At 57.2% G+C, this 24,763-nt stretch carries 32 protein-coding genes; 7 read left to right on the top strand and 25 right to left on the bottom strand.

Annotation, left to right across the window (positions count from 1 at the left end):
• Positions 1–14: 14 nt before the first annotated feature.
• The 13 genes from ACIQ20_RS03195 to ACIQ20_RS03135 all read right to left on the bottom strand — a co-directional run bounded on the left by ACIQ20_RS03195 (position 15) and on the right by ACIQ20_RS03135 (position 8,702).
• Positions 15–182 (bottom strand): hypothetical protein, encoded by a 168-nt coding sequence (locus tag ACIQ20_RS03195; protein WP_395777364.1) that lies wholly within the window; start codon positions 180–182, stop codon positions 15–17.
• A 15-nt stretch (positions 183–197) separates the two neighbouring features.
• Positions 198–338, bottom strand: coding sequence for a hypothetical protein (locus tag ACIQ20_RS03190; protein ID WP_395777362.1), 141 nt, complete (start codon positions 336–338; stop codon positions 198–200).
• 192 nt (positions 339–530) lie between these two features.
• Complete coding sequence (locus ACIQ20_RS03185) at positions 531–692, bottom strand: hypothetical protein (protein ID WP_395777360.1); 162 nt, start codon at positions 690–692, stop codon at positions 531–533.
• 383 nt (positions 693–1,075) lie between these two features.
• Positions 1,076–1,348 (bottom strand): hypothetical protein, encoded by a 273-nt coding sequence (locus ACIQ20_RS03180; RefSeq protein ID WP_395777358.1) that lies wholly within the window; start codon positions 1,346–1,348, stop codon positions 1,076–1,078.
• A 72-nt stretch (positions 1,349–1,420) separates the two neighbouring features.
• Positions 1,421–1,966 carry a DsbE family thiol:disulfide interchange protein gene (locus ACIQ20_RS03175; RefSeq protein ID WP_395777356.1) on the bottom strand — a complete coding sequence of 182 codons (546 nt, stop codon included), beginning with the start codon at positions 1,964–1,966 and terminating at the stop codon, positions 1,421–1,423.
• Entirely contained in the window at positions 1,963–2,154 is a 192-nt protein-coding gene (gene ccmD / locus ACIQ20_RS03170; protein ID WP_395777354.1) for a heme exporter protein CcmD, read from the bottom strand. Before ccmD ends, ACIQ20_RS03175 begins: the two co-directional genes overlap by 4 nt.
• Positions 2,151–2,870, bottom strand: coding sequence for a heme ABC transporter permease (locus ACIQ20_RS03165; RefSeq protein WP_395777352.1), 720 nt, complete (start codon positions 2,868–2,870; stop codon positions 2,151–2,153). The genes ccmD and ACIQ20_RS03165 overlap by 4 nt, the downstream gene beginning before the upstream one ends.
• Positions 2,871–2,935: 65 nt before the next feature.
• The gene (locus ACIQ20_RS03160) at positions 2,936–3,937 is read right to left on the bottom strand and encodes a hypothetical protein (protein WP_395777350.1); all 1,002 of its coding nucleotides are present in this window, start codon (positions 3,935–3,937) and stop codon (positions 2,936–2,938) included.
• Complete coding sequence (locus ACIQ20_RS03155) at positions 3,934–5,763, bottom strand: Gldg family protein (RefSeq protein WP_395777348.1); 1,830 nt, start codon at positions 5,761–5,763, stop codon at positions 3,934–3,936. The genes ACIQ20_RS03160 and ACIQ20_RS03155 overlap by 4 nt, the downstream gene beginning before the upstream one ends.
• On the bottom strand, positions 5,760–6,509 hold the full coding sequence (locus ACIQ20_RS03150; protein ID WP_395777346.1) for an ABC transporter permease: 750 nt from the start codon (positions 6,507–6,509) through the stop codon (positions 5,760–5,762). Before ACIQ20_RS03150 ends, ACIQ20_RS03155 begins: the two co-directional genes overlap by 4 nt.
• Positions 6,509–7,240, bottom strand: a complete 732-nt coding sequence (locus ACIQ20_RS03145; RefSeq protein ID WP_395777344.1) for an ABC transporter ATP-binding protein — start codon at positions 7,238–7,240, stop codon at positions 6,509–6,511. Before ACIQ20_RS03145 ends, ACIQ20_RS03150 begins: the two co-directional genes overlap by 1 nt.
• Before the next feature lie 77 nt (positions 7,241–7,317).
• A complete protein-coding gene (locus ACIQ20_RS03140) occupies positions 7,318–7,638 on the bottom strand; it encodes a hypothetical protein (RefSeq protein ID WP_395777342.1) in 321 nt (106 codons plus the stop codon).
• Between the two features lie 71 nt (positions 7,639–7,709).
• On the bottom strand, positions 7,710–8,702 hold the full coding sequence (locus ACIQ20_RS03135; RefSeq protein WP_395777340.1) for an adenosine kinase: 993 nt from the start codon (positions 8,700–8,702) through the stop codon (positions 7,710–7,712).
• An 80-nt stretch (positions 8,703–8,782) separates the two neighbouring features.
• On the opposite strand from ACIQ20_RS03135, the gene ACIQ20_RS03130 reads away from it, so the two are divergent.
• Positions 8,783–9,679, top strand: coding sequence for a RimK family alpha-L-glutamate ligase (locus ACIQ20_RS03130; protein ID WP_395777338.1), 897 nt, complete (start codon positions 8,783–8,785; stop codon positions 9,677–9,679).
• On the opposite strand, the gene ACIQ20_RS03125 is transcribed toward ACIQ20_RS03130, so the two are convergent.
• The 5 genes from ACIQ20_RS03125 to ACIQ20_RS03105 form a co-directional block, all read right to left on the bottom strand.
• Positions 9,676–10,038 (bottom strand): bleomycin resistance protein, encoded by a 363-nt coding sequence (locus ACIQ20_RS03125; RefSeq protein ID WP_395777336.1) that lies wholly within the window; start codon positions 10,036–10,038, stop codon positions 9,676–9,678. The two genes, ACIQ20_RS03130 and ACIQ20_RS03125, sit on opposite strands and share 4 nt — an antisense overlap.
• On the bottom strand, positions 10,035–11,300 hold the full coding sequence (locus tag ACIQ20_RS03120; RefSeq protein ID WP_395777334.1) for a UbiH/UbiF/VisC/COQ6 family ubiquinone biosynthesis hydroxylase: 1,266 nt from the start codon (positions 11,298–11,300) through the stop codon (positions 10,035–10,037). The genes ACIQ20_RS03125 and ACIQ20_RS03120 overlap by 4 nt, the downstream gene beginning before the upstream one ends.
• Complete coding sequence (locus ACIQ20_RS03115) at positions 11,300–12,052, bottom strand: creatininase family protein (RefSeq protein ID WP_395777332.1); 753 nt, start codon at positions 12,050–12,052, stop codon at positions 11,300–11,302. The genes ACIQ20_RS03120 and ACIQ20_RS03115 overlap by 1 nt, the downstream gene beginning before the upstream one ends.
• Before the next feature lie 76 nt (positions 12,053–12,128).
• On the bottom strand, positions 12,129–13,115 hold the full coding sequence (locus tag ACIQ20_RS03110; RefSeq protein WP_395777330.1) for an NAD(P)/FAD-dependent oxidoreductase: 987 nt from the start codon (positions 13,113–13,115) through the stop codon (positions 12,129–12,131).
• A 69-nt stretch (positions 13,116–13,184) separates the two neighbouring features.
• Positions 13,185–13,964, bottom strand: coding sequence for an enoyl-CoA hydratase/isomerase family protein (locus ACIQ20_RS03105; RefSeq protein ID WP_395777328.1), 780 nt, complete (start codon positions 13,962–13,964; stop codon positions 13,185–13,187).
• An 86-nt stretch (positions 13,965–14,050) separates the two neighbouring features.
• On the opposite strand from ACIQ20_RS03105, the gene ACIQ20_RS03100 reads away from it, so the two are divergent.
• From ACIQ20_RS03100 to ACIQ20_RS03085, 4 genes are read left to right on the top strand one after another with little or no spacing between them, the layout of a single operon-like run.
• A complete protein-coding gene (locus ACIQ20_RS03100; RefSeq protein ID WP_395777326.1) occupies positions 14,051–14,497 on the top strand; it encodes a hypothetical protein in 447 nt (148 codons plus the stop codon).
• Positions 14,498–14,532: 35 nt separating this feature from the next.
• Positions 14,533–15,198, top strand: coding sequence for a hypothetical protein (locus ACIQ20_RS03095; protein ID WP_395777324.1), 666 nt, complete (start codon positions 14,533–14,535; stop codon positions 15,196–15,198).
• A 30-nt stretch (positions 15,199–15,228) separates the two neighbouring features.
• The gene (locus ACIQ20_RS03090) at positions 15,229–15,459 is read left to right on the top strand and encodes a DUF4287 domain-containing protein (protein WP_395777322.1); all 231 of its coding nucleotides are present in this window, start codon (positions 15,229–15,231) and stop codon (positions 15,457–15,459) included.
• Positions 15,460–15,924: an SRPBCC family protein gene (locus tag ACIQ20_RS03085; protein ID WP_395777319.1), complete on the top strand. Its 465-nt coding sequence runs from the start codon at positions 15,460–15,462 to the stop codon at positions 15,922–15,924.
• A gap of 13 nt (positions 15,925–15,937) precedes the next feature.
• Here the strand turns inward: ACIQ20_RS03085 and ACIQ20_RS03080 are convergent, their stop codons facing one another.
• Entirely contained in the window at positions 15,938–16,972 is a 1,035-nt protein-coding gene (locus tag ACIQ20_RS03080; protein ID WP_395777316.1) for an SDR family oxidoreductase, read from the bottom strand.
• A 59-nt stretch (positions 16,973–17,031) separates the two neighbouring features.
• Between ACIQ20_RS03080 and ACIQ20_RS03075 the strand changes: the two genes are divergently transcribed.
• Positions 17,032–17,607, top strand: a complete 576-nt coding sequence (locus tag ACIQ20_RS03075; RefSeq protein WP_395777314.1) for a TetR/AcrR family transcriptional regulator — start codon at positions 17,032–17,034, stop codon at positions 17,605–17,607.
• Here ACIQ20_RS03075 and ACIQ20_RS03070 read toward each other — a convergent pair.
• The 6 genes from ACIQ20_RS03070 to argH all read right to left on the bottom strand — a co-directional run bounded on the left by ACIQ20_RS03070 (position 17,604) and on the right by argH (position 24,022).
• Positions 17,604–18,053: a hypothetical protein gene (locus tag ACIQ20_RS03070; RefSeq protein ID WP_395777312.1), complete on the bottom strand. Its 450-nt coding sequence runs from the start codon at positions 18,051–18,053 to the stop codon at positions 17,604–17,606. The two genes, ACIQ20_RS03075 and ACIQ20_RS03070, sit on opposite strands and share 4 nt — an antisense overlap.
• A 76-nt stretch (positions 18,054–18,129) precedes the next feature.
• Positions 18,130–20,271 carry a prolyl oligopeptidase family protein gene (locus tag ACIQ20_RS03065; protein WP_395777310.1) on the bottom strand — a complete coding sequence of 714 codons (2,142 nt, stop codon included), beginning with the start codon at positions 20,269–20,271 and terminating at the stop codon, positions 18,130–18,132.
• 77 nt (positions 20,272–20,348) lie between these two features.
• Entirely contained in the window at positions 20,349–21,023 is a 675-nt protein-coding gene (locus ACIQ20_RS03060) for an inner membrane-spanning protein YciB (protein WP_395777308.1), read from the bottom strand.
• Positions 21,020–22,294 carry a diaminopimelate decarboxylase gene (gene lysA / locus ACIQ20_RS03055; protein ID WP_395777306.1) on the bottom strand — a complete coding sequence of 425 codons (1,275 nt, stop codon included), beginning with the start codon at positions 22,292–22,294 and terminating at the stop codon, positions 21,020–21,022. Before lysA ends, ACIQ20_RS03060 begins: the two co-directional genes overlap by 4 nt.
• 7 nt (positions 22,295–22,301) lie before the next feature.
• Positions 22,302–22,517, bottom strand: a complete 216-nt coding sequence (locus ACIQ20_RS03050; protein ID WP_395777304.1) for a lipoprotein — start codon at positions 22,515–22,517, stop codon at positions 22,302–22,304.
• A 74-nt stretch (positions 22,518–22,591) separates the two neighbouring features.
• Positions 22,592–24,022, bottom strand: a complete 1,431-nt coding sequence (gene argH, locus ACIQ20_RS03045; RefSeq protein ID WP_395777302.1) for an argininosuccinate lyase — start codon at positions 24,020–24,022, stop codon at positions 22,592–22,594.
• Here argH and ACIQ20_RS03040 point away from each other — a divergent pair.
• The gene (locus ACIQ20_RS03040; RefSeq protein ID WP_395777300.1) at positions 24,021–24,647 is read left to right on the top strand and encodes a TlpA family protein disulfide reductase; all 627 of its coding nucleotides are present in this window, start codon (positions 24,021–24,023) and stop codon (positions 24,645–24,647) included. The two genes, argH and ACIQ20_RS03040, sit on opposite strands and share 2 nt — an antisense overlap.
• Positions 24,648–24,763 lie beyond the last annotated feature (116 nt).

Below are 24,763 nucleotides of genomic sequence, written 5' to 3'. Positions count from 1 at the left end.
GCTGCCAGAGCGGCTTATGAGTAGGCCGACAGACCCGTTTGGGTGCCTTCCAAGGCCTTTGCCTTCATTTCATTGAGTAATTCCATCACCCCTTCACCTGCTGCGTTGGCGGTAACGAGGATGGCGTTTTCGCGTTCAACCGATTTGCGCACGTGATTATAGCCTTCAACATCGCCACTCATTTTGTTCGCAATAACTCAGACTGCCCCATTGTCGCGGACATTGGCAATTTTCTTTCCGGTTGAGATGGTAGATTGGGTTTGCTGAAGCTCAAAGCCTGTTCGGTTGGGGTTTTGAACGGCGGCCATGGCACCGATATTGGTGTTGACACTGATCATTGTGATCTCCTTGTATTTAGCAACTGGTTTGACTTGAAGTCACGCGTTGCTGAAACGGGCGCTATGACCCTGTTGGTGAGAAACTTTGCTCAGCACAAGGGCGCGGTCAGCTGCCCCATGCACGCCGACGCGGGTCGGCATGGTTGAACTCTCGAAGGCACACATACAAAGAGGGTGTGAAGTCAGCCGAGGCTAGCGGAAAAGCGCCAGTGCGAGTTGGGATTCGCGATGGGCGATTCCGTGCGGCTGCGACTCCAATTGTTGACGGATCTGCAGCGCTTGTAGGCGAGCCGCATCTGCCGATAAGCCACTTGTGATTTCCAGCGCTGATTTGGCGGTAAAGATCGCTTCCATCTGGGAAAGGAAGTCCAAGTGGTGTGGCTTGGGTAGCTTGTCAGGCAGGCTTTTAGGTATCGTCAGATCAAGCTCTATGCCCCTATGACCCTTGTCTGAAGAAGTGTCGCGAGCGCGTATCTCGTCCCAATCTTTGTTGGATGGGTCATTACGAGCTGCGACCTGCAGCTGTGGCCTGTAAAGCCCCTAAGCTGGTGTTGATGCCAATCATTGTATGATCCTTCATCAATCGGTGGAACGCCATTTAGGCGCTTTGTTGTTGTAACCGAGGGTGATATTACCTATGGGTTACAAATAGACCGCCCGTTGAATCGGGAAGAATTAAGCTAAGTTTGAGCTTGATTTAAAACAGATTTGAATCGGATTTTAGACAAATTTGACCTTTAGACACGGATGTCGATCACGCGGCCAGGGCGGGCCAAGCCAGCTTGGGTGGCTGGTTCTTCTGCTTTGACAGACGGTGTTGAATTGGCAGCCGAATTAGGCCGGGCTGGCGGGATTTCGGCCGATGGGGCCCGCGGCAGGCTTGAGCGTTGATTGGCGGCACTCAATAGGGCAGCAAAGGCCTTGCGCGCCTCAGTTGCGTCCGCTGAAGGGCGCGCAGGGGCAGGAGTTTGGCCTAAGGACTGGGGAAAAAGAGGCGGATCAACTTTCATGACGTCAGGGCTAATCTGCGTCGCGTTAATGATTTACGAACAAATTTCGACGGGGAACCTACTAACTCCGATCTAGGGGGTTGAATTACGCGCCGCCAATTGCGCCAGTTCGCCAGCAATTTTCGGGGTGATTTCGCCCTGATGCCGGGTCAAGACAATGCCCTTAGCGCTGATAACATAGGTCTCCGGCACGCCACCTAAGCCCAATTGCACCCCGGCGGCACCTTGGCGATCAATCCCAGTCTGGGCGTAAGGGTCGCCCAATTCTTCGAGATAGGCTTGCGTTTTGCTGGGGTCGTCGCGGTAGGCCAAGCCAACCACGACAAAGCGCTTGTCCTTGGCCAATTGTAATAGCATCGGATGCTCAACCCGACATGGCGCGCACCACGAAGCATATACATTCAAAATGACTGCGCGCCCCTTGTAGCTCGCGAGGTCGAGGGTTTTGCCGGCCATATCTGGCAACATTATTGCTGGAACCGGCTTGCCGATCAGGGCGCTGGCGTGGCGGTCAACCCTTTGGCCAAACATGGCCCAAACAAACAGCCCGGCTAAGGCCAGAAACAAAGCGAGTGGCAGCAACGCCATCAGGCGATTGGCTTTAGGCTCTGCGCTCATAGGTTTGTGCTCGCGTCCTTTTCTTGGCGCAGTGCTTCGAGGCGGGCTTTCTGATGTTGGCCTGCCAGAATGGCACGACCAATAAGCCCCGCGATTACAGCCAAGCTCAACCCCCAAGCCCCAAACACAAAGCCGGCATAGCCGCCCATCACAAAGAACTCAGACACAGAAGCAAACTGCGGTGTCATGCTTGTAGCCTCGCCTGGATCGCATCTGCAGAGCGTTTCCAGATTTCAGCGCGCATCGCGGCCAAGGTCAAGGCGGCAAAGATCAACAAATAGGCGACGCCCATCACAAGAAGGGGATGTAGCAAACTGGGGTCAAGGCTCGGCCCCCCAGCGCGAATGATGGAGGCCTTTTGGTGCAAGGTGTTCCACCACTCGACTGAAAACCGGATGATGGGAATGTTTATGGTGCCAACCAAGCATAGGATGGCAGCCGCTTTTGACGCTTTGCTCGTTTCATCCAACGCGCTGCGCAGCGCCATATAGCCTAAATAGAGGAAGAACAGCACCAAGACGGAGGTCAACCGGCCATCCCATTCCCACCAGGTTCCCCAAGTCGGGCGGCCCCAGATAGACCCAGTCGCTAGGCAAAGGGCGGTGAAGGCGGCACCAATCGGTGCCATGACTTTCGCAGCAATATCGCCCAAGGCATGGCCCCATACCAGAAACGAAATGCTGCCAATCGCCATGCCAGTATAGGCACCAACCGCAATCCAAGCTGACGGCACGTGGATATACATAATGCGCGCCGTCTCGCCCTGCTGATAGTCAGCCGGAGCATAGACCATCGACCAAATCACGCCGATGCCGGAAACAATCACCGCCAGCACAACAATAATCGGCAACAGCCAGTTGCTGAGGCCCAAAAAGCGTTGTGGGTTTGCGAAGCCAGAAATCATAGATCCTCAGTTAGAACGCACACGCCATTAGGTCCAGCGTTTGGCCTTCATCAGACGCAGCACGGTTAAGGGCCTGCGTTCAGGAGCGAGGGGGTCATGAGTAGAGTCACGAAATTGGGCGGGATTGCATAAGCCCAGCCGTTGGTTTGCGTGGCCCAGCGCTCGCCCTCCTCAGGGCTTGCCGCCTTGCTGGTGTCAGGGCGGACCTTGACCCAAAAGCGGCCTGCGCTTTCAAACCCGTCCAAGGCGATGATCAAGCCTGATTTCAGGCTTGTGCTGTGGCTAAAGGCTGGCGCGCCACTAAGCTTGTTTGCCGCCATAACAGCTTGCGGCTCCAGGCGACCAAGCATCAGGGCGATATCCGTGACCCTTGGGCTGGGCTTCCCACCGACAGGGGCGAAGCCACCATCTGGCCTGCGTACGATATCAAGTCGGTCTTGGTCAGGGCGGATCAGTTCGACCGTCGCAATGCGCTCTGCTGCGATGTCGAATTTAGGTAAATCAAGCCAAGCTGATGGGCTGTCCAAGGGCGGCCAATCGACCGTGCTGACTTCATAGAGTACCTCATCGCCGGGAAGCTGGGCCAGTGTCATCTCGCCGCGTCGAGCTAGGGTCAGAGTGGCGATTTGGGCCTTATCCTTGGTCTCCAAGCTTATCAAAACGCCGTCTCCGCCTATATGTGGCGCAATCTGGCTCGCTTTGGCGTCGAGCTTGGTCGGCGGCGGTAGGGTCCGGACATAGCGCAGGTCTGTTAGCGCCTTGATCAAGCCGCTTAAGGCATCGTCCGCCACCGGGTAGAAGTCAGACTGTGGCGAGACCCACCCCGCTTCGGCCTTCTCCAATTCAAACTGGCTGCTTCGACTGATAAGGCTGATATGGGTGACTTTGGACGCATGTTTGCCAAGGTTCGGAAACACCTTGCCTGACTTTTGCTCTCCCTGCCCGCCGCCCCGCTTTGAGGTTTGTGCCCCATAGCTAAGGCCCAAACCGCCGGCACAGGCACTGGCCAAGCGAATTAAAATATCGCGCCGTTTCAGATCGCCGGCCGTCAAACTGGGACTTGTCATGGTGCGAGCCGCATCTGACGGCGACGTCGGAAAACTTGGATCAACAGCCCCGCCAGCAAGACCAACAACGGGATCCCGATGCCCGGGATCACCATGAGACGGGTCTTGATGCGTGCAACATCCTCGCGGACGCCCTGTTGCACCGTGCGCAAACGGGTGCGGGTGTCGCGGACTTCTTGGCGGACTTGGGCGAGTTCCCTGTTCGTCACGTCAGAGGCGATCAGGTCCTTCGCCGCTTCTTTGGCCTCGATTTCTCTTAACCGCGTTTCGGCAAGTTCAAGGCGGCTTTCCAAGGCTTGCTCTTCTTCCAGGACCCGCGTCTGTGCCGCCTGCCGCAGCTTTTCAACCACGACCAAATTGCGCGGACGCGGCGTGCGAGCGCGAAGGTCTAAAAGCGCGGATCGGCCTGCAAGATAGTCCACGCTATTGAGGATCAGGCGCGCATTGTCGGCCACAGCGCCATTGCCATCCACGTACAAGCTATCGGCCAGCAGATCGACATCGCCAAAGACAAGGATTTGGCCAGGGTTCTCGCTTTTCGTCATCGCGCTTGCACCGGACTTGGCGCGATCGCCACCCGGAAACGCCGTTCCCCAAGAACCCCGCACTTCGGCAGCCAAGACTTGGCGCTGGCCAGAACTTTGCCAATCAAGCTCTAGGTCCTGTGGGCTTAGGCCCGATAAGGCGCGCTTGGCTTCTAGGCGCATGGTGTCGGGCGAAGAGGTCAGCAGTGGGGTGAAACTGGTGCCTGTCTGGCCCAGCGACACGACTTCGCCCGGCGTTGCCACATGCACGCCTTGGCTTAAGCTGCGCGTGACAGCTTGATCTTGATTCAAGCCGCTACTTGGCACTTGAAAGATCAGAGGCTGAGGGGCAATCGCGGCGCGCCCTGAAAGACCGGTTTGTACGGGCAGAGCAAATGTGCGGTCTGCAATCACATCGCCTTGGACGCTAAATCCCCAATTCTGCAGCAAGCGCCCCAAAGCTTGTGCGCCCTGCTGCGCCCCGCCACCGCCATCGCGAGCAATCGTTGAGGCAGGGTCTAGCAACAGCAGGAGCTTGCCGCCTTTTAGGACATATTGGTCGAGCACGAATTGTTGTGCGTCGGTAAGAGGTTCTGGCTGAGCCACAATCAGGACATCGATAGCGGTGGGAATAGCCTGAAAATCTGGGCTTAAGAGGGAGAACTCGGTCTCCTGCATCAATAGGGTGGCAAGGTCCGCCACCGGCCGTAAACCGCCGCGTTCTGGGTCCGTCGTGATGAACCAAGGCAGGCCGGAGATCATCGCGACGCGAGTTGGCTCTGCCTCTTGCAGCTTCGAAACGGCACGGGTCAAGCGATATTCGAGGCTGGCTTCCTCGGATGGATTTAACACAGGTAGCACCACGTCGCGCCCATAGGGGCTTTTTAACACCAGCCCAAGATAAGCCGCGGCATCGTCTGGACGCGGGCCCGGGATGGGCGTCAGGCCCGCCTTCAAAGCCCCATCCTCTTGGGCGGAAAAGGGCGCAGGATCAACAAGGGTCAATTTGATCAGGCCGTTGGCTTCGCCTGCATAGATGGAAAGCAGATCCGCCACGCGCTGGCTAAAGCCACGCATCACAGGGTCTTCCGTCAAGGCCTCGCGCGAGAGATAGAGGCGCACTTCGATTGGCTGTTTCATGTCGCGCAACACAGCTTTTGTGTCGGCAGAGAGCGTATAAAGCTGGTCTTGCGTCGTATCGAGCCGAACCGAGGCGAGCCAGTTTTGACTAATCAACTGGCTGCAAAGGAACAAGACAAACAGGAGAGCTGCCGCAAGGCGGGTGAACAGAGGGCGCTTCATCGCGGGCCCCCACGATGGTTATCAACCCACAGTCCGGTCAAGCACAGACCCAAAGCCATGACGGCTAGAAAATAGACGATGGCGCGCGCTTCAATAACGCCGCGCTCAAAGCCTGAGAAGGAGTCTAACATGGACAAGGATGCGAGCATCTCGGTCAGTGGCAGGGGCAAAAAGGCGGCCAGCGTGCTGCTCACCAATGGCAGGCCTGCCGCCGTGGCTAGAAAGCTGACGCCTAGGGCAATCACGAAGCTTAAGACCTGACTGCGACTGGCCGCAGAAGCTGCCATACCAATTGCCAAATAGGCTCCGGCCAACAGGCATGAGCCCAGATAGGCGGTCAAAGTTGCGCCCTGATCGACAGGGCCAAGCAAACTAATTCCGACCCACAGCGGTGTCGTCAATCCCAACATCAGGCACGCCAAGGTCCAAGCCGCCATGAATTTTGCCAGCACAAGCGCAGCAGTCGGCACCGGCAGCGCCATTAGGGTCTCCAGCGTCCCGGTCCGTGCCTCATCACTCCACGCCCGCATGCTAAGAGCCGGCATGAGGACAACAAACAGCCAAGGATGGAATTGGAAGAAGGCAACCAGTTCCGCGCGGCCTGCTTCGAACAATCCGCCGACTTGAAACGTCAATAATATGGAAGCTGAGACAAAACTTGCCACAAAGACATAAGCCAAGGGATTGCTGCCGTCTTGGCGTAGCTCACGCTGATACACGGCCAGAAAGCTGTTCCAAAACGCCATCATGATGCTGCCTCGTCGGGCCGCTTGGTAAGGCGATAGAAGACCTCGTCGATTTGCCCGTTTTGGTCTTGGGCGGCAAAGTCCGCAGGGCTTTGATCCGCTCGTACCTGACCATCCGCGATCAGGATTAATCGGCTGCACACATTGACGACTTCGTCTAATTGATGGGTGGAGATCAAGATGATCCGTCCAGGCGAGAGCTCGCGGATCAGGACCCGCGTCACCCGCTTTTGATTGGGGTCGAGGCCATCACTCGGCTCATCCAAGACCAGGACGGGCGGATCATGGGCAAGCGCGCCAGCCAGGGCGACGCGCCGCCGATAGCCCTTCGAAAGCCCCTCAATCCGACGATCCAGCACATCCGCAACCTGTGTTCTGATGGCCGCTTGAGATATTAAGTCTGGGCGCTGTTTGCGCGTCACCTCTCGCGCGGACAAGAGAAAGTCCAGATAGGTGCGCGGGGTCATGTCGTCATACAAAGGCGCATGTTCGGGCAAATAGCCCATCATGGCTTGCGCCGCCTGTCGGTTTGACCACACATCTTGGCCAAGCACCTGAACGGTGCCCTCATCAGGCTCCAGCGTGCCTGCGATCATGCGTAGGGTCGTCGTCTTGCCTGCACCATTGGGACCGACAAACCCGACCACTTCGCCGCGCGCAACCTCAAAGCTGACAGAGCTCACACCCCTCTGGCCAGCATAGGTTTTTGTGAGCCCGTCAAGTTTCAGCATTCTGGCGTTTTGTCCCTTCGCAGGTTGGGCTTTCTAGCCGTCCAGCAGGGGAAGGGAAAGGGTAGCCCGCGCGAGCGCTAGTTGCGGCGCTTGCGCTCTGGCCGGGACTGACGCGGTGCCCGCTTCTGACGCGGCTGTGCTTGAACATCATAAAGAATGGCCATAGGCAGCGTTTGGCTTTCAGTTGAAGCAGGCGCGAGGCGCACGCCCCCGCCAACAGGCTCAATCGTCTCAACAAAACTGCCAATAGGCGGCAAAGCATCACTGGACCGTGTGATGCGAACTTGGCGCGGCCGCTCCCTGCGCACTTCCGCCTTCACTTGAGGCGCCAAAACGCCGTCAGAGCGATAGGTTGATACGCTTTGGGCTTGCCCTGTTGAGGCAAAGCCCAATGCCATCAGTGTTCCAAGGTAGGTCGCATGCTTGATCATGGGTTGGCTGGAGCAAGTTTTGCGCCAATCCCGCCCGATTAGAGGCCGCGCGCAGCCGCCAAGTCTGCAAGGCTAACCAACGGGCGCGCACCATAATGAGAAATCACTTCTCCGGCTGCGAGCGAACCAAGCTTGCCACATGCTTCGAGTTCGCGACCGCTCGCCAAGCCATAGAGCACGCCCGCCGCATAAAGGTCGCCCGCCCCCGTGGTATCGACGACTTGGGCAACAGGATCAGCGGCAACGGTCACAACTTCGTCGCCACGGGCAAGGACAGAGCCTTTTTCAGAGCGCGTCAGCGCCACAAGATCGCAATCCTTGCGCGCTGCTGCCAAAGCGGCATCAAAGTCTGCCGCGTCATAAAGGGCAATAATCTCGGCCTCATTGGCAAACAAGATATCGATATGGTTGGCAACCAAATGACGGAAAGCGGCCTTGTGACGGTCAACGCAGAACAAGTCGGACAAGGTCAGCGCGACTTTATTGCCAGCGGTATGTGCGATCTCAGACGCCCTAACAAAGGCGGCCTTGGCTTCTTCCGCGTCAAACAAATAGCCTTCCAAAAAGACGATTTGGGCTGAAGCCAGTTTAGCTGGGTCCAAGTCTTCTGGTGTCAAAAGGGGTGAGCAGCCTAAGAAGGTGCTCATGGAGCGCTGGCCATCTGGCGTCACATTGATCAAGCAGCGCGCCGTTGAAGGACCATTGGCATGCGGTGGCGTGTCATAGGCAACGCCGCCCGCATTCATATCGTGACGGAACACATGACCCAAGGTGTCATCGGCAACCTTGCCAATATAGGCCCCATTGCCGCCCAAGGAGGCAATGCCTGCCAGCGTATTGGCAGCAGACCCGCCCGAGCTTTCTTGACCCGCTGCCATCGAGGCATAAAGGCGCTCCACGGCGGGCTCATCAAAAATCAGCGTCATGGCGCCCTTGGCAATTTGATGTTCAGCTAGGAATTCATCCGATGCGGGTGCAATCACATCAACAATCGCATTACCAACACCGCAAACATCAAACTGGGTCGTCATCTCTATGGGCTCCTTGCCTCGGGACATTTAGTGCGGGCTTGCTCTAGACGTTTGCGTGCGATGCGGCTAGCGGCTTGGACATGAAACCAATCGCTCTCCTCGTCACCCACGATTATTACCCCAGCCGTCCTGATCGGGCCGAGCCCGACTATGCGCATAATCAGCTTGCTTTGCTGCGCGAGGCGTTTAAGCCATCAGGTGTGATGATAGAGCCCGTTTTCTGGCAGGACGAGGGCACGGATTGGTCGCGTTTTTCAGCGGTACTACCGCTTTTGGCTTGGAACTACCCCCAAGCGACTGAGACTTTCCTGAAACGCCTAGATGAAATTGAATCCGCAGGCACTTCCTTGTTCAACGACGGCGATGTCATCCGCGCCAATATGGACAAGGGCTATCTGGCAGAACTAGCGCGTCGCGGTGCCCCGGTGCCGCCGACCTTAGCTGTTGAGGCCTGCAGCCTGGAAGTGATTCTGGCGAGCTTTGACACGCTGAACGCTGACGAGATTATCATCAAACCGCGCATTGGGGCTGGGGCTTGGCGGCAGGCGCGCTTAAAGCGGGGTGAGCCGGTGCCCAGTGCGGACGTGTTGCCGCCCGCTGCAGCGCTTATCCAGCCCTTCTTGCCTGCTGTGACCGAGGAAGGCGAGCTGTCGCTCCTCTATTTTGGGGGGCGGTTTTCCCATGCCCTCATCAAGCGGCCCAAGGCAGGCGATTATCGCACGCAAGGCCAACATGGCGCGGTCGAAACAGGCATGGATGCGCCTGAAGGCTCTTTAGAGGCGGCAGAAGCGGTGCTGGCTAAGGCCGATGGCACGCCCTTGACCTATGCTCGCGTCGATCTGGTACGCGGCGCAGGAGGCCAGTGGCTGTTGATGGAGTTAGAGCTGATTGAGCCTTGGCTCTATCTGGCGCTCGACTGTCAGGACGGCAAGCATGGCGCGAAATTATTTGCTCAAGCCGTGCTCGAGCGGCTTTAATCGTTCTGGATAATGCGGATTAAGGACCCGTTTGGGTCGATCAAATAAGCGATCGTCAAGCCAGACGCTTCCTTTTGCGGTGGATGAACCCGGGGCATTCCGAGGTGGGCTTGAGGAACCCCAGACGTGACGCAAGCTTGGTAGAGCCCCTGCAAATCATCGACGCGCAAGCAGCTACCAAAGGACGAAGTAGTCGGGTCCAAGTCTGGATAGGGAAAGAACTCCAGCTGAAGGCCGCCGCGCGATAAGATCATCCAGCCCGGCGAAACATAGTCTTCGATAAAGCCAAGCTTTTGATAGAAGGCAGATGTTGCCGCCATATCTTTGGCAGGCAGGTTTGGCGTCGCATAATCGGTCACGCATGTGCCCCAAGGCTTTCGCCACGTAGGAGCTTGGGCAAGTCACCCACCGCCCCGCCGGCATGGCTAGCAAAAAAGCGCCGCGCCGGGCCAATCGCGTCCACAATCCCTAGGCCAAGGGTACGCAGGGCCCGAACGGGTGCGATGTCATTGGAGAATAGTCTGACAAAGGCATCACATGAGATGGCCAAGGTCATGGTGTCGGTCCGCCGCCATTGCGCATAGCGCTCGAGCACGGCCAAATCGCCCAAATCTTGACCCAGCCCGCGCGCTTCCACCAGCACTTCGGCCAAGGCGGCAACATCCTTGAGGCCGAGGTTCAGGCCTTGGCCTGCAATGGGGTGAATGCCATGTGCCGCATCGCCTGCCAGCACTACGCGAGGCTTTGCCCAAGTCGCCGCAAGCTCCATCGACAAGGGATAAGACCAAACCGGCGCGTCGAGCTTTACCGCGCCCAAGAAGTCGCCAAAGCGGCGCGCCAATTCTTGTTCTAAATCGGCACGGCTCATCGCCATAAGCGCTTTCGCGCGGCTGGTTTTCTCTGACCAGACGATATTGGCGCGATTATGCATCAGTGGCAGAATAGCGAAGGGGCCGGTTGGTAAGAAATATTCATGCGCCACCCCTTGATGGGCGTTTTCCATCGCAACGGTGGTCACGATCCCGGTTTGATCATAGGACCAGCCATAGGTGCGAATGCCAGCTTTTTTGCGCACAAACGACCCGCGACCATCTGCGCCGACGATGACCGGAGCAGTTAGGACTTTGCCAGACTTTAAGCGCGCTGAGACTTGGCCCGCGCCAATTTGCAGATCTTCAATCTCATTGGGTGCAAAGCGCGTGATGCCAGAACGGGTGGCGACCTCCTTGTCGAGGGCCAAGCGGATGCGGCGGTTCTCAATCATCCAGCCGAGCGGTTCATCGCCCGTCCCGGTTTCGCGATGGTCGAAGTGGAGCGTGAGAGCCGAGGGGCCACCTCGGCGCGATGGGCTACCAATCCGCCCGTCTGACACCAAAATCTGCTCTATCGGCTGCACTTCGCCAATGTGACGGGCAACGCCTAAGCTTTGCATCATCCGGTACGTTGCAAACCCCATGGCCGTGGCGCGCCCATCGAAGCTTTCCTCCAACAGGTCGGCTGCGGGCAGGCGGTCGATCACGGCAGCCTTCAGCCCGCCTTGGTCGAGTGCTAAGGCCAGGGTTAGGCCAACAAGGCCGCCGCCAGAGATGAGGACGTCGAAGTCATGGGTGGTTTGGGCCATCAGGCAGTCTCAGCAAAGAAGTTATTGGCGTCTGTAATCAAAGCCTTAGCCGCAGAGGCGACAATCTTGCCGCCTTGCTCTGGCGTGGATTGTGTCGGGTCAGAGCCAATGCGGCCATCGGCAAAGCGGCGCCGATAGTCCGCTGCATCCCTGATCGGGCCATTGGGTGCAATCTTTGGCTCCAGCACCAGTTTCGCCAGATCCGCCCGTTCGGGATAGGCCCAATAGGTGACCGCTACTTCAGAAGCCGTACCGTGCGAGCCATGGCCGACGGGGTACATGTCGAGGCACAGCCGTTCAATGCCGGGCAATTCCCACCAGTTCTTTAGCATATGGGCAAAAGGGGCAGCTTCACCGCGCAGGGAATAAGGCGCGTAGGTTTCAGCAAAAGCAGCTTGGATGGTCGCGACATTGCCACCATGGCCATTGACCCAATAAAGCCGGTCAAAACCAGCGCGCGTCAGGCTGGCCGTCCAATCAACAATGGTGGCAATCATGGTGGAAGGTCGAAGTGTCATAGAGCCCGGAAAGCCCATATGGTGCTGGGCCATGCCAATCGAGAAAGCTGGGGCAATCAAAAGGTCACCCTGCTTCTCAGCTTCGCGCGCGATGATATCTGGGCATAAAGCATCGGTGCCAATAAGGCCGGTCGGGCCATGCTGCTCATGGCTGCCAATAGGTATGATGATCCCGCGCTTGCCAGTTTTCAGCCGCTGATCGATTTCGGGCCAGGTGGCTAAGGACAAGAACATGTGGACTTCCTTTGGACAATCAGAGTGAGAAAAACGAGAGTGAACCTAGTGTAGAGCGGACTTTATCACTTGTCAGCTAAGCTGAAAGAGCTTGGCCCAAGTGGTGGCCAGAAACCCAGGCCGATTCAACGCGAGGACCCGACAGCCAATCCCCGCACGCACCGATGCCTTGAACGCCATCATAAAGGAAACCCGGCCCATGACTGGTCTCAACCCGGGCATAGCGCCAACGATGGGCAGATTGGACGAGGGGCGGAGGTAATGGACCACAAAGTGCTGCCAGTTCTTGCAGAAGAAAGCTCGCAATCTGGTCAGCGGCTTCTTCCAAATGGGTGATGGACCAATCGGCGCGACCATGGACGACATAGGTCGCAGGGCCAGTGCGGCCGGGCTTATTCACGCTGGTTGAGATGACATCCAGCACGGGATGACCGTCAAAGCGCGCCATGTCCCAGTCAATTTTTAGAGGTCCCTCAAACGCGAAAAGGCCTGCCCAGCACGGTAGCGAGCGCACGGCCTTGGCTTGGTCCCCAATGGCTGGCGTATGCTGGGACAATAAGTCACTGACTTGCTCGGCGGGCACGGCGCAGACGACTTGGTCAAAAGGACCCAGAGTCTCGCCGGATTCAAAGTGCACCTGCCAAGCGCCTTTCTGACCCGATAGGGTGCTAACGCGCATCCCCCAAGCGGTGTTCAGGCCAGTTGCAAGCCCACGCACAATGCCATTCATGCCCGGCGTGCCGACATAGCGGGGCTCGTCGCCCAATGTGCTCTGCTGGCCGTTGCTGTCAAAGCGCACAAATTGGCCCCGCCAAAGACCGACCGCACCTTGTGCTTCCAGCGCCGAAACAGCTTTCTGGAAATCTGGGTCCCGCTCAGTAAAAAACTGCGCGCCATGGTCGAAATGGGCTTGGCCGATGGGGGTATCAACGCGGCGGGTCGACATGCGCCCACCTGGACCCCGGCCTTTGTCGAACAGCGAAACCTGATGACCAGCCGCCGCCAGTGCGTTGCCACAGGCAAGTCCGCTAATTCCTGCGCCGATAATGGCAAAGCTGCCCACTCGATATTCCTCTTACGTTTAAGCCAAAATTGGACGTTTCCGCGCGCCCTCGAAATAGAGCAGAACCGATCAACGTACAGGAAATTGCGCAGGCCTTTTTTCCATGAAAGCTGCAAAGCCCTCTTTGAAGTCTGCACCCGAAAAGCTTGCGCCAAAGAGGGCGCGGCTGGCTTCTGCGTCGTCACATCCACCGCGTAACATGGCCAGAATCTGCTTCTGTGCCCGGATGGAATAGACCGAGGCCGCGCTGATCTTGGCTGCATAGTCTGACGCGACCTCAGCTAGCTCTTCTGCCTTCACCAGTCGGTCGATAAGGCCGCTGGACAAGGCTTCCGCGCTGTCGAGCAAGCGACCTGTGAAGAGGATGTCCTTTGCTTTGGAAAGCCCGACCGCTTGGATCAAGCGACGCGTGTCGCCTGCCCCATAGACGAGGCCGAGCTTTGCCGGTGTCACACCATAGCGGCTGCCCATCACGCCGATGCGCAGGTCGCAAGCCAGAGCCAAGCCACAGCCCCCACCAACGCACGGGCCTTCAATCAAGGCAATCACAGGCTTTGGACAATCTTCCAGCGCCTTCATCGCGCCTTGTATTTTCTCATCATTTTTAAGCGCCGCTTCGCTCGTGGCATAGACTTCTGGCATTTCTGCAATGTCCGCCCCGGCTGCAAAAACACCGCCCGCCCCGCGCAAGAAGAGCAGTTTGATGTCAGGGTCGGCGACCGCTTCAGCGACACAGGCGGGCAGGGCGGCCCACATCGCGACCGTCAGGGCATTGCGCTTGTCTGGCCGGTTGATCCATAGAGTGGCAGAATGATTGGCGTGGCGCTGCAGAAGGATGAGGTTTTCCACGGGAAGCCCTTGTCAGAGGTATAGGATATATCATTTACTGGCGCAGCTTAGACGTCTTTGGTCTGCTTCAAAAGGGATTCTGCATTATGGATACTATTCGAACCGGCATGCCGCTTCTGGCCCGTCACGAAGGTGAATGGGTTGGGGAATATATCCATGTTGACGCCAATAATGTCGAACTGGATCGCCATGCCTCGCATCTGCAATGCAAGTTTCAAGATGACGCGACCTATCCCTATTATCAGATCAATACTTACACCTGGTCCGATGGTCGGCGCGAGGAAATCCACTTCCCAGCAACCTATAAAGACAAGCAGATTTGGTGGGATACCGAACGCATCTTTGGCCGGGCTTGGGAGATTGACGACAAGACCGTCGTGCTGACTTGGACGCGCAAAGACAGCCCCGGCACCTATTTGTATGAGATGATCCAATTGTCCGATGATGGCAAGGATCGTGGCCGTACATGGCATTGGTTTGAAGAGGATAGACTGGTCAAGCGCACTTGCATCAAAGAACGGCGTGTGAAGTAAGTCCTTTTCTTTGCCCACGCGCCTGAGGAGTTAACATGGGCCTCTATGACGTACTTGTTTATGTCCATGTTTTGGCTTTTGTCTTCTGGTTGGGCGGCGACCTTGGCGTTGCGATTTTGGGCTCAGCCTTTCGCAATCGGGCAAAGCCTTTGGCAACAAGGCTGGAGATTTTAAGGCTCTTAGGCGTCGTCGATATGGGGCCACGCACGGCTTGGGTCGTGATGGTGCCGCTCTCTGTTACATTGGTTGCCGTGGCGGGCTATTGGGATTTGCCTAATTGGGCGCTTTGGTTGGCTTGGCTTGTTGGCGCGGTTTGGATGGGCCTGACATGGTCGATCCATATGATGACTGGCCGACCAATCGTGCCGCAACTGAAACAAATTGAGTTCTGGCTAAAGCTTGCCATCACAGCCTTTTTTGCGGGCATCGGCATCACCTCGTTACTGGGCTGGGGGCCCCTGACAGAGATCTGGTTGAGCCAGAAGGCGCTTGTGTTTGCTGCCATTTTTGGTGCCGCAATCATGATCGACGTCGCTGGTCGCCCTGTCGGTCCGCTCTTGCTCGCCGTGATTGAAAAAGGCTCCAGCGATGAGACAGAGATCCCCCTTCGCCGGGCGATGGACCATGCCCGCTTGTGGGTGTGGCTGACCTATGCTTTGCTCCTTCTTATTGGCTTTTTGGGAACCGTGAAGCCGACTTAAAGCAACACCCGACTTTAGGAACAAGCGACCGTGTCCTTCCAAGCCTATCTCGACACCATCCACAAAAAAACGGGACTGACACCTGCCGACCTTCGCGGCTTAGCCGAAGAGCAAGGATGGACCGAAGGGGGTGTGCTCACGCCCTCCACCAAATCCGGTACCATTGTGGCTTGGTTTAAGGAGCACCATGATCTCGGTCATGGCCATTCCATGGCCGTCTTTGCCCTTCTCAAGGGTGCAAAGAAAGAAGGAGATGCCTAAATGTCAGATGAACGCACACTCAAAATTATCCGACATCTCAAGGCCCCGCGCACACAAGTCTGGCGCTGCTGGTCAGAGGGCGCGCTTCTCAAACAATGGTATTGCCCAAAGCCGTGGACGGTTTCTGTTGCAGACATCGATGTGCGCCCGGGTGGTGCCAGCTACATCGTGATGAATGGTCCGGCGGGAGAAGAAAATCCCATGCACGGACAATATGTTGAGGTGGTTGAAGGCTATAAGCAAACCTTCACCGACGCTTATGTCGGCGATTGGATGCCTGGCTCCGGCGCACCTTTTATGACAGGCTATGTGATCTTAAGCGACGCACCAGATGGCGGCACCCACATGGAATGGGGTGCCCGGCACTGGAGCGAAGAAACCAAGGCCCAACACGAAGCGATGGGCTTTGAAGCCGGCTGGAATGCCGCCGCCTTTCAATTGGATGCGTTAGCCCTGACGTTGTAAAGCCAAAGTCGCTTTAAACCCGTACAATGCCTTCGCGGATCAGGCTGCGGGCTGTGTCGGTGATCGAGGTGCGGACATCTCGTGGGGCCCAGCCAAGCAAGGTTTTGGCCTTGGTGTTGTCGGCCATCCGGACCTTATCGAGCTCAAAGGCGACCCCTCTGATAACAGGATCAAAATTGGCGATGATCCGCACGAGCCAGCTGGGTAGGCGTCGAGTAGGGGCTTTACGGGCTTGAGTTCCCAAATCTTCCCGTAAAACCCGCGCCACATCTTCCACCCAATAAAAGTCGCAGGCCGCCAAAAAGCGTTCACCAGCGGCCTTTTCATGGGTCATGGCTCGGATGTGTAGATCTGCCACGTCGCGCACGTCCACCAGCGAGAAGCCCAAGCGCGGGCTGCCGGGGAAGTCGCCATTTAGTAGTTTTTGCACCAAGAGAATGGAGGTGGAGAAGTCTGGTCCAAGGATCGGCCCCAGAACGGCGCTTGGGTTAATGGTGCTAAGCTCTAATTTGCCGCCTTCGGTCTTCATAAAGTCCCAAGCTGCGCGCTCAGCAATGGTTTTTGAGCGGATATAGGCCCCAGTGTCGGGGCTGGTTTCGTCGGTCCAGTCTGCTTCGGTATAGGGCTTGGAGCGCGGTCCGCTTTGACCATAGGAGATGGCCGCCATGGATGAGGTCATCACGACCCGCTTCACCCCCGCATCGCGGGCAAAACGGAGTGCCCGCAAAGCCCCCTCACGGGCCGGGCCAATCAATTCGTTCTCGTCCTTGGGCATCACGGCTGGGAAAGGCGAGGCCACATGCTGAACGAAATCAACGCCTTCAACGGCTTCTGCCCAGCCATCATCGCGCGTCAAATCAGCGGCGAAAAAGGTCAGATGATCCAAATTGGGGGTTAGCTTTTTCAGCGCCTCGCGAACCTCTGGTTCTCGGCCCAGATTACGGATCGTGGTGCGGACTTGATAGCCTGCTTCCAAGAGCTGGGCGATGATGAAGCCGCCAATATAGCCAGATCCGCCCGTAACCAGCACCAAGCCCTTGCTCGCCATCGCCTTATTCCTTCATCTAACAAATTGACATTATGACGATCTGACAATATTATCACCAAATGTCAATACGTTTGGATGGCGATCCCCGCCGCGACAAGATTTTACGTGCAGCTCTAGCCGTCTTTGCGCGCTATGGCTTCAAGCGTGCCTCGATGGAGGATGTCGCGGGCGAAGCAAGCATTTCAAGGCCCGCGCTCTATCAATCCTATGAGAATAAAGCGGCGATCTTTGCGGCCCTAGCGGTGGCTCTAGGACAGGCCAGCTGTGATGCAGCCGAGGCTGCCTGGCCACCTGATCTGGCGTTTGAGGAAGGGCTGGCTGCGGCTGGGCTTGCCCTGCATGGCCTGAGTTGGCAGGCGATCCACACGTCCCCACATGGCGCAGAATTGATGGCCACCAACTCCGCCTTGGTTGGCGATGTGGTGGCAGCCATCGACAGTCGGATGCAGGCCTTGGTGGAGGCGCGCCTGACCAGTAGGGTGCCCCCAGCACTCCAAGCCCTTCAAGCACGCGCGATCACGGCCGCGCTTCATGGTTTGAAGTCACAGGCGACCAGTTATGAAGATCTGGCCGCGTTGATTACCCAATTCGCCCGTCTGATAGGCGCGGGATTAAATCCGGCGACACCTGCTTAGCGAAAGCAGGCATTGCCTTCCCAGCGGAAACTTTCAACCTTTTTATCGCTGGCCACCACAAAGCGGCGGATGCAATTTTGATTGACCGTGTAGACGGGGGATGAATTCGTCACAGGAATGGATTCACTATATTGCACTGTGCGCACATTGCCTGCGGCGTCCGTCTCCGTGCGGAAGCGGGTGACTTCGCGAAAGCTGGTATAGCTTTCCCCGCCTTGGGTGTTGGTGCGCTTTTGCTCATATTGCAGCACATCACGACCATCGGTCAGCTTATAGGACGATTGTGGCGGGCCAAAAGCCAATACCAATTCGTCGGCCGATTTGCCGACAAAACGTTGCGCCATCTGGTCTTCATAGGCCTTTGCCCGCTCTTCAAACGGAATGGTCTCGCAAGCGGCGGTTAGGGCCAAAAGCCCGCACGCCAGCATGATCTTCATCGGCTTCATTGCCTGTCTCCTGCTCTGTTGCGTCCCTCTTAGGAGCCAATTAGGTCGCTTGGCCGCGTGGGCCAAGCCTTTTGACCTAATCGACCAATTTTTGCATCAGATAGGTCGCCACCAAAGCGCGCTGCTTGGCACTTTCGACCAAGTTTGCCGCCGCCGAGTGACCGCCATCGATATTCTCATAATAAAGGAACGGCATGCCCAAGCTCTCCATCTTGGCTGCGTATTTGCGCGCATGGCCGGGATGGACGCGGTCGTCCTTGGTTGAGGTCAGGAAGAAGGCTTCCGGGAAGGGGCTAGTCTTCTTCAAGTTCTGATAGGGGCTGAATTGTTCCAACCAAGGCCGCTCAGCCGCCACATCGGGGTCGCCATATTCATCCACCCAGGACGCGCCCGCCAGAAGCTTATGATAGCGCAGCATGTCCAGAAGCGGCACTTGGCAGACGACGGCTTGGAAAAGCTCTGGCCGCTGGGTCATCATCACACCCATCAGAAGACCACCGTTAGAGCCGCCCTGAATGCCCAACCGACGCGGGCTGGTGATTTTGCGCGCAATCAGGTCTTCAGCTACGCCAATGAAGTCATCATAGATCACTTGGCGCTTGCCCTTCAGGCCAGCTGTATGCCACGCGGGGCCAAACTCACCCCCGCCACGGATATTGGCCAGTACATATACGCCGCCGCGTTCGTTCCACAGCTTGCCATTCATCGCGGAGTAATTTGGCAAAAGCGAGACTTCAAAGCCGCCGTAGCCATAAAGAAGCGTTGGGGCCGAGCCGTCTAGGACCAATCCCTTCTTCGCAATCACAAAATAGGGGATTTTGGTGCCATCTTTTGAGGTTGCTTCATACTGGTTGACCTCAAGGTTTGACGCATCAAAGCGCGCGGCTTGGGCTTGAACCGTTGCTGGCTTGTCGCTTGGCTTGGCCGCAAACAAGATTGACGGTGGCGTGATGAAGTCGTTGTAGGAGAAGAAGGCCTCCTCTTGGCGAACGCCGGCATCGACCACAGAAGCCACACCATTGGCTGGCAAAGCCACAGGCTTAAACGACCAAGCGCCCTTTGTGTTCTGGGTGTAGTAGCGAACGGCACTTTTCACATTGGTCGACAAGGTGACGTAAAGGCCCGTTTTCGCCATGGTCACATCTTGCAGGGCCTCACGGGGGCCAGGTGCATAGATGGTCGTCGTGGCAATAACGCCTGTTTTGGCCTTCAATGCGGCCAAAGGCGCACTCACAAGCGAGCCTGCGGCAATCGCCTTCTTAGCCCCGCGTGGCGTCCAGTCCTCCTGCAGGGTCAGATAGACCATCCCAGCGCGCAGACCTTGCAAGCTATGCTTGCTGGGCAAGTCCAATTTGGCAACCTTGCCATCAGCTTCGAGATAAAAGGTCTCGGTCGTGAAGAAGGTGGGGGCCCGGTTGATGAAGTGATGGTAGCGCGTGCCGTCATCAACACGGAACGCAGCCACAGCCACGTCCTTTTCCGTGCCGCGATAGACTTCAACAGCATCTTCAAGCTTTTGCCCGCGCTTTAAGCGTTTGACGATATAGGCATAACCGCTCTCAGTCATCGAGCCCGGGCCCCAGTCGGTTGAAACCAACAATGTGTCTTTATCGACCCAAACAGCCCCGGATTTTGCTTCTGGCAGCTCAAAGCCACCTTCAACGAACGAGCGGGTCTTTACGTCCCATTCGCGCTTAGTGTCTGCATCCTTGCCGCCATTGGATAGGTCCAGCAATAGGCGGGTGTTCCAGATATCATGCGGGTTAAGCGGGTTGCTGCCCTGATAGACCCAATTCTTGCCCTCATCCTTGGCCAGCTTATCAATGTCCAGCACGGTTTCCCAAGCAGGGCTGCCGAGGCGCCAAGCCGTAAAGTCTGCCCGCCGCCAAATGCCGCGCACGTGATTGGTGTCCTGCCAGAAATTGCTGACAAAGCCGTTGGCAAAGGAGCCAAAGGTCAAGCGGTCTTTGGCGCGAATGATGTTGAGGGCATCTTCTTCAAGCTTCGCATAGCGAGGGTCTTGCGTCAGCTTAGGCAGCGAGCGCGCGTTTTGCCCGCGCACCCAGGAGAGTGCCTTGTCGCCTTCAACTTCCTCAAGCCACAAAAAGGGATCATTGCTCACCGCATCGGCGGCAGTTTGGGCGAGGGCGGATGTGTTCAAAGCGAGAAATCCCAAAGCTGTGGTCGAAATGGCGGCCAATAGGTTACGACGGTTCATGTGATCCCCTCTATCTTGTGGGTATCACAAATAACCATTTCTGCCTGAGGTCAAGACGCAGAATTGTTACCAGAATTTTAGACTTTGTCTTTGGGCTCTTCGAGCAGCGGATTGCCGTCTGCATCGGTGAAATATTTGGCCAAAAGCGCCAAGTTTACGACCCAGAAGATCATGTTAATCGCCATATCGCCCCAGGTGTTATAGGTCACCCAAGTTGCTAACGGCTGCGTCCGCCACACGGCTTCATTGATGATGGCCAGCGCGATGTACATCAGGCCCGCGCGCTGGGCGAGGCCGTGCCAGACCGGTTCAGGCATGTGAAGCGCACCTGAAAACAAGGCCTTCAAAACATTGCGCTTAAACAAGACCGATCCCAACAAAATCAGACCGATTAGGGTGTAGACCAAGGTGGGTCGCATCTTGATGAAGATGTCATTCTTGAGCCACAGCGCCAAACCCGAAAAAACACCGATCATGGCAAAGGTAAACAGGCCCATCGGGCTGACTTTGCGCTCTTTCCAATATGAAAACGCAAAGCCCGCTATCGCGGCTGGAATAAACAAAACGGTGGCAAACAAGACCGCCTGATCGCCGCTTAGCGCACGCGCAAATTCTGGCACGCCGTTCTTTTCCGCGTGCTGATAAGACAAGAAGAACACGACGGCGGGGCCAAGGTCACTGACCAGCCGCACCCAGCTTGCGCCGCCCTTTGATGCCGGGGCAGGGGCAGGCGTAGGTTCTTGCTTACTCATGTCTTGCTTCCTAACCAATCGGGGAGGGTTTCCATCCCAAACATCTCTTCATAGGTCTGGCGCGGCCGCACGACTTGCCACTGATCACCGCTGACCATGACTTCCGCCGCCAAGGGCCGAGAATTATAGGTCGAGGCCATGGCAAAGCCATAAGCACCCGTGCTCATAAAGGCCAACAACTCGCCTGCCGCTATCGCTGGCATCGGGCGCTGTTCGGCAAACGTGTCGCCTGTCTCGCAAACGGGGCCAACCACATCGAGGGGCGCCAGATTGTCATGGTCGTCGGCCTTCTTCACCGGCAGCATCTGGTGATAAGCCTCATAGAGGGCAGGGCGGATCAGGTCATTCATCGCCGCATCCACGACCAAGAAGGACTTGCCGCCATTGTCTTTCGTAACGATCGCGCGCGATAGGAGGACGCCGGCGTTCGCTGCGATCATACGGCCGGGCTCAAACTCCAGCTCCACATCCAAATGACCAACCACGCGCCGTACCATCGCGCCATAGGCCGCAAGATCCGGCCCTGTGACGGTTTCATCATAGGTCGCGGCTAGTCCACCGCCTAAATCGAGGCGCGTGACCTTCAGCCCGCGCGCGCGCAATCGCACGACACAATCAGCGAGCTTCTGATAGGCCTTTTCCATCGGCGCAAAATCGATGATTTGGCTGCCAATATGAACGGACAGGCCAACAGGGTCTACGCCCGGTAAGTGATCGGCGCGGGCATAGAGTTCTTCGGCCAGGTCAAAGCTGACACCAAATTTGTTATCGGCTTTGCCGGTGGTGATTTTGGCATGCCCGCCAGCGCCGACATCGGGATTGACCCGAATGCAGACTTGCTGAACCCGGTCCAGAGTTTCTGCCAATGCAGAGATCCGGTCGAGTTCGCTGGCGCTTTCGATGTTGATTTGGCGCACGCCGACCGAAATCGCATAGGCCAATTCTTGATCCGTCTTGCCCACGCCCGCGAACACAATCCCGTCGGGTGGCACACCGGCATTTAGCGCCCGGCGGATTTCGCCTTCCGACACCGTGTCTGCGCCAGCGCCCAAAGCTGCCAAAGTCGCGATCACTGCGCGATTGGTATTGGCCTTTACGGCATAGCAAATATGGACTGGCATATCGCCCATGGCGGCTTTGAACACCCGGTAATGGTGCTCGAGTGTCGCGCGGGAATAGATATGGACGGGGGTGCCAACAGCCTCGGCAATCTCTGCCAGCGGCACGTCTTCGGCATAAAGCGCGCCATCGCGATAATCAAAAAAGCGCATGGCAGGCCTATTGGGGGGCGGTGGAGGGAGCTGAATTGCCCGCTTTTTCGGCCTCTTCGGCCGCCTTCTTTGCTTTTGCCTCTTCCGCCTCTTTAGCTTGCTCTGCCTCATAGGCGGCCCGGTCAGGACCCCACATGGGTGGTGCTGTCTCCAAAGGTCCCTTGATTCCGCACGCACTCAGCAGGCAGAGCGCGACACAGGCTAAGGCAAGGCGGGTTTTCATGGGCGTTATCTTTGCGGTCAAAGTTGGGGAAGAAACACAGCTATAGAGCGAAACGGCCCAGCAATCAAAGCCGATCACGCATCCAACTGAAGGGCTTGGCGCAGGCGCTTTACCTGCTCCAAAACCCGTTTTGGGGCCGTCCCGCCGTAAGAATCCCGCGCATCCACCGAGGCTTCTACCGAGAGGAGTGCGATCACAGATGCATCAATGCGCGGCTCAATTGTCTGGAAGGTCGCTAAAGGCACATCGCATAGCTCTGCAATACCAGCGGCCTCTGCGGCTTTAACGACGGCACCCGTCACATGATGGGCTTCGCGGAACGGCATGTTGAGGACCCGCACCAGCCAGTCGGCAAGATCAGTGGCGGTGGAATAGCCGTACGTGGCCGCTTGGCGCATCGCATCGCGGTTGAAGGTCACGCTCTGCATCATGCCTGCCATCGACCCGACGCTCAGCATAAAAGCATCAAAGGATTCAAAGGTCATAGCCTTATCGTCCTGCAAATCCTTGGCATAAGTTAGGGGCAAAGCTTTGACGATCATCATCAAGCATTGTGCGTTTGAGGCAATGCGAGCGGCTTTGGCGCGGACGAGCTCTGCCGCATCGGGATTGCGCTTCTGCGGCATGATCGAGGAACCAGTCGACCAGCTATCGGATAAGCGCGCAAAGCGGAAATGCGACGAGGTCCAAAGCACAATCTCTTCAGCTAAGCGCGATAAATGCACGGCGCTGATCGAGAGCGCGTTGAGCGCTTCCATCGCGAAATCCCGGCTTGCGACGCCGTCGAGGGAATTGGCCATCGGGCGGTCAAAGCCAAGCGCTGTTGCAGTTGCATCGCGATCAATCGGATAGGGTGTCCCTGCCAGAGCGGCAGAACCCAAGGGCGATTCATTGCCGTGATTGAGCGAGGCTTGCAGCCGGGTGCGATCGCGCTGAAACATCTCGGCATAGGCCAACAGGTGATGGCCAAGGGTGACGGGTTGCGCCGTCTGTAAATGCGTAAAGCCCGGCATGATCCAGTCAGCATGGCTTTCGGCTTGGATCACCAAAATGCGCATCAGGCCGAGCAATGCCTCATCGGCCTCACCCAAGGCGCGGCGCACCCAGAGGCGGAAATCCGTCGCCACTTGGTCATTGCGTGAGCGGCCCGTGTGCAACCTCTTACCCGCATCGCCAATCCGCTCTGTGAGACGTGCTTCGATATTGAGGTGAATATCCTCAAGATCGGTTGAGAAGGGGAAGGTGCCCGCTTCAATTTCGGCACCAATTTCGTCAAGGCCAGCTTGTATCGCTTGGCCGTCTTCCTGCGTAAGAATGCCCGTGGCGGTCAACATTGCAGCATGGGCCTTTGACCCGGCGATGTCCTCGCGCCACATACGTTGATCAACATCGATGGAGGCATTGATCGCCTTCATGGTTTCATCAGGACTGGCTGCAAAGCGACCGCCCCACATTTGTTGGCCTTTGGCGGAAGCTGGCGGGGTAGAGGAATCTGAGGACGACATGAGTGAAGAGCAACCTGAGCGCGATGGACCTGTGACGACGGGAAAGCCCAAACGGGCGCAATGGGCGCTGCTTGGGGCTTTGTTGATCGGGATTATCCTTTACGGAGTTTATCAGGCAGTGCCAATCTCTGCAGGTGGGAAGGATTTCGCCTCTTTTGCTGCTGGGCCGTTGAAGGGCCTCGAGATCGCCAAAGACCCGGTACCCCAACCACCGAACAGCTTTGCAGGGCCTGACGGTGCGCCCACCCAACTCAGTGCGTTTCACGGCAAAGTTGTCTTGGTAAATCTGTGGGCGACGTGGTGCGCGCCATGCGTCACCGAAATGCCGACCTTGGCAGCCCTCCAGCAAGGAATGGGCGAAAAGGACTTCAAGGTGGTCGCTATTAGTGTCGACAAAGCTAATGAAGCCGAAGCGGCCAAGAAGGAACTGGCAGAGCTCAGCAAAGGCAACCTTGCCTTTTACCACGACCCCAAAATGGCGATTGTGTATCCCCTAAAGGCGCGAGGCTTCCCGACCTCCATTCTCTATGACCGGCAAGGCAAGGAGCTAGCCCGGCTAGCAGGTGAAGCCGATTGGAATAGCCCGGAGGCGCGGGCGCTGATTCAGGCTGCGATGGATCAGTAGGGGGGAGCTTAGCAGGCCCCTTCAGTCCGCTTCGCGGCCAGCTTCCCCATAAATGGGGAAGCGGCATGTCCAACTGTTTCCGGTTACCGCTTCCCCGCTTGCGGGGTTTCGGCGCA

It is taken from the genome of Aquidulcibacter sp. (assembly GCF_044346625.1).
Classification (GTDB): domain Bacteria; phylum Pseudomonadota; class Alphaproteobacteria; order Caulobacterales; family Aquidulcibacteraceae; genus Aquidulcibacter.
This window is presented reverse-complemented; position numbering and strand designations above follow the sequence as displayed.